Here is a 4,012-nt window from a genome sequence, read left to right as displayed (position 1 = left end):
GTTGGTGCACATCATCGATGACGACGCGTCACTGCGCAGTGCGCTCGACAGTTTGTTTCGCTCGGTTGGCATCGCCACCCGGTTGTATGGTGCGACACAGGACTTTCTGAGTGCCGAGCGACCGGATTGTCCGGCCTGTCTGGTACTGGATGTGCGCCTGCCGGGCAAGAGTGGGCTGGACTTCCAGAGTCAGCTGCTTGAATTGAATATCCCGATCCCTGTGGTGTTCATGACCGGCTACGGCGATATCTCGATGTCTGTGCGCAGCATGAAAGCCGGTGCCGTGGACTTCCTGACCAAACCCTTTCGTGATCAGGACATGTTGGATGCCGTTGCGGCCGCGATCGACAAGGATCGCCTGCAACGCCAGCAGCACCGCGATACCGCACAACTGCGCGATCGATTCTCCAGCTTGAGCCCGCGCGAACGACAAGTGATGGCGCAGGTCACCGCCGGCAAGATGAACAAGCAGGCGGCCGCGACGCTTGGGTTGAGCGAGATCACAGTGAAGATCCATCGTGGCCATGCCATGCAGAAAATGCACGCACGCTCATTGGCCGAACTGGTGAAGATGGCCAGCGCACTGCACCTGCAGCCGGACGGAAGTCTGCCAACATGAACCTCTGTATGATTTAAACGGCTCACGTACTCAGGCATGCTGTTCACGAGTCGCGACACGCACCGGTTTTACCGGGGTGCTCGCACTGAGGACCTTCATAGTGACGCATGCCCCTCTCATAGCCATTATCGACGACGACGAATCCTTGCGTCTGGCGACCTCCAGCCTGCTGCGTTCGATGGGCTACAGGATTGAACACTTTGCTTGCGCCGAGTTTTTTTTCGACTCTGGTGATACCTTGCGCTTCGCCTGCGTTATTGCCGATATCCAGATGCCCGGTATGAGCGGCATCGATCTAACCCACACTCTGATAGCTGCTGACGATAAGGCGAAGGTGATTTTGATGACAGCGCGTACCGAGCAGGATATTCACGCCCACGCGCGGGCCAGCGGTGCGATGTCTCTGCTACAGAAACCATTCGAGGCGCAGATCCTGCTCAATTGCGTAGAAATGGCGTTGGCAGTCCAGGATCTGGACTGAACGACCAAACAGATGCCAGTGCTATCGTCAGCCCATTGGGTCCTCTGATACGGGCTCGATATCGTTGAGCAAATCCACCGGTGGTAAACAGCCGTCATCACCGTAGATCATGATCGACAACAACGCATGACTATCGAGCATGCCCTCGAAAGCACGTTGCAGTTCCTGCGTCAGACCCGCTTGCAGTGCATCTTCGCCGCTCCATACGCCATGAATGATCCAATGCTGTGGACTTCGGCAACTGACGTGCAATTGGCAGTGCAGGCAACCATCGATTTCCCGAGTACGCGTAACCGAGTCACTCAACCATTGCCACAACCCTGGTAGACGGTCCGGACGGGCATGAATCAAAACGAGTTTGGTCAAAGGCTGCCGATTCATAATGGTTCTCTGATGTGCGGCTCAGCACTGCCAAGCGATGACAAAGACTCTATTGATGACCCCTGCGTGATAAGCCGCGATGGCCAAGCTCGGTACGCGGGACGATGATGGCGTGATACATGACACCACACCATCGTCGATGCGAATGGGTCGGGTAAACGTTCGTATAAAACACGGGGTGTCAACCTGCCACGGGCAGCGTAACGGTGAACCGGGCGCCGCGGGTCTGCGTGTTGTTGCTGGCCTGGATGCTGCCGCCGTGGCTTTGGATAACCGTGCGGCAGATGGGCAGCCCCATCCCCATGCCGGTCTTCTTCGTGGTGAAAAAACTGTCGAACAGACGATCAAGATCAGCCTTGGCGATCCCCGGCCCGTTGTCCTCGACCACCAGCTCTACAGTGGTGGCATCCAGACTGGCGGTGGTAATGCAAATGCGCCGGTCTACGACTTGTGCCTGCTCCATAGCCTGCATGGCATTGATTGAAAGATTGACGATGACCTGCTGCAGCAAGGTGCGGTCGACACAGATACGTGGCAGATGCTGCGCCAGGATCAACGACAGTTCGACGTTCTGCGCTTGCAGTTCGTGCCGGAGAAACTGCACCGCTTCCTTGACCACATTATTCAGCGGCAAGGACAGTCGTTCCGAGGTGCCGTGACAAGCCATGCCGCGTATGCGGGAGATGATGTCGGCAGCGCGGCGCGCATCGGCCACCATCCGTACGGTCAGGTCGCGCACCTCACCGACATCCGGTTCCGGGCGGTTGAGCCAGCGTAAACCGGCTTCACCGTTGGTGGTAATCGCCGCCAGCGGTTGGTTGACTTCATGGGCTATCGAGGCAGTCAACTCGCCGAGCATCGTAATACGCGCCGCGTGAATTAGATTCGATTGCATGCCTTCCAATGCCACCCGCGAAGCGACCAGTTCCGAGATATCGATATTGCCAACCAGCACCATACCCTTGGCTCGCATCTGTGGTGGTGCAGTGACGAAGAACAGCACGTCGATTTCACGACCATCCAGGGCACGTGTCTTGGTCTCCTCCAGATAACCAGGTTCGCCACGATAGGCCGCTTCCATGCTGCGTCGGAACGCCTCGTAGTGCCCTTGGACCCAAAATCGGGTAATCGGGCCAAGCATCTGGCTTCGCTCCGTGGCGCCATACATCGTCAGCGTGCGTTCATTCACGTCGATGGCCACACAGACGTCCATAGCCTGCCGAATAAACTCGGGGTGCTCGTCTATATGAGCGGACAGATCGCTGACGCCCTGAGTGCGCAACTCAGCGAACATCCGGTTGAGGCCGCTGGAGTCGAGCTGCCAGAACGACACGGCCATGACCTCGAACAGATTACGGTAGCGAAACTCGCTCTGCTCCATGGCGGCAAACGCTTGATTGCGTGCAGAAAGGTCGATCACACCGACCATGAGGATGCCCTTCTGCATGTTTTCCGGCGGGAAGGAAGCGGTAAACAACACGTCGAACTCGCGGCCGTCGATGTTCCGCAGCTTGGTCTCCATCACGTAGTTGAGCTTGCGCGAGACCGCCGCGACGATACTTTGCGCAAAAACCTGAGTGCTTGACTCGGGCCAGAACGGCTCGACTGAGCCGAGCAACTCATCCTTGTTTCCACGCCCGAAGAGCGTCACGGTCTGCTCGTTCACATCGAGCACATGGGTGGCGAGCATCATCTCGCGCACCAATTCGGGATGCGAGATGAAATGCTGCCCCAAATCCTGCACCCCGCTGGCGAACAAGCCCCGAACCATGACCCCGACCAGGGTGAAGTCCAGCTCCCAGAAGGATGCGGCCATGGCCTGGAACAAGTTGCGATAGCGGTGCTCGCTTTCCGTGAGAACCCTCTCGGTGGCTTTGCGAGCGGTGATGTCGCGCCCGGTCTCGACGATGCCGATGGGGATGCCTTGGCAGTTCCGACGAATCGACCAGCGTGCCTCAATGATGACCTGGGTACCGCTTGCAGTGGTGCGCTTTAACTCTCCGTCCCAGCGCCCGGTTTCGCGTACGCGGGCTTCAAGACAGACTATCGAGTCGGGATGTTCGGAGGTGAGCAATTCATGGGCGACGCGTCCAATGATGTCTGTGCTGCTCCACCCGTATAACTCTTGCGAGGCCTTGTTCCAATAGAGAATGCGGCCATCAAGGTCGCGCAGAAAAATGCTTTCATGGATCAAATCGAGAACGTCCGACCCCAGGTCGGACTCGATCATCATGCTGTCGCTCATGCCATACAACCTTTGTCTGGGGCCGGGATGCGATCACTGAATGCCGATTAGCAAGTTCATACGAAGATATGAGCCGAGTGTCCACCCGTCTGATAGCCGCCACACGCGAACTATCGCACTATCTTTCTACGGACGGGCTTGCCTGATCTCGAGCCACGGACTACACGCCGACGGCATTCAAGTGCGGTAGGAAGGATATAGCGTATTTCGAAAGCCAGATGCAGAACAATCTCGACAGATTTTACTGACTGGGGCATGCAACGAGTATTCCAGAGACGCAGGTTTT

Annotated in this window: 4 protein-coding genes; 2 read left to right on the top strand and 2 right to left on the bottom strand. The window is 57.2% G+C overall.

From position 1 onward, the window contains the following. Position 1 precedes the first annotated feature (1 nt). Positions 2 to 619: a response regulator transcription factor gene (locus tag JFV26_RS01710; protein WP_201189189.1), complete on the top strand. Its 618-nt coding sequence runs from the start codon at positions 2 to 4 to the stop codon at positions 617 to 619. 100 nt (positions 620 to 719) lie between these two features. Continuing rightward, positions 720 to 1,100, top strand: a complete 381-nt coding sequence (locus JFV26_RS01705; protein WP_201189187.1) for a response regulator — start codon at positions 720 to 722, stop codon at positions 1,098 to 1,100. A 27-nt stretch (positions 1,101 to 1,127) separates the two neighbouring features. On the opposite strand, the gene JFV26_RS01700 is transcribed toward JFV26_RS01705, so the two are convergent. Both JFV26_RS01700 and JFV26_RS01695 read right to left on the bottom strand, forming a co-directional pair. Further along, a complete protein-coding gene (locus JFV26_RS01700) occupies positions 1,128 to 1,466 on the bottom strand; it encodes a putative quinol monooxygenase (protein WP_201189185.1) in 339 nt (112 codons plus the stop codon). 196 nt (positions 1,467 to 1,662) lie between these two features. Further along, positions 1,663 to 3,711, bottom strand: coding sequence for a PAS domain-containing sensor histidine kinase (locus JFV26_RS01695; RefSeq protein ID WP_201189183.1), 2,049 nt, complete (start codon positions 3,709 to 3,711; stop codon positions 1,663 to 1,665). Between the last annotated feature and the right edge of the window lie 301 nt (positions 3,712 to 4,012).

The organism is Pseudomonas sp. TH31 (assembly GCF_016650815.1).
Classification (GTDB): Bacteria; Pseudomonadota; Gammaproteobacteria; order Pseudomonadales; family Pseudomonadaceae; genus Aquipseudomonas.
Note: the sequence above shows the minus strand (reverse complement) of the source record. Positions and strands in the feature narration are given on the sequence as shown.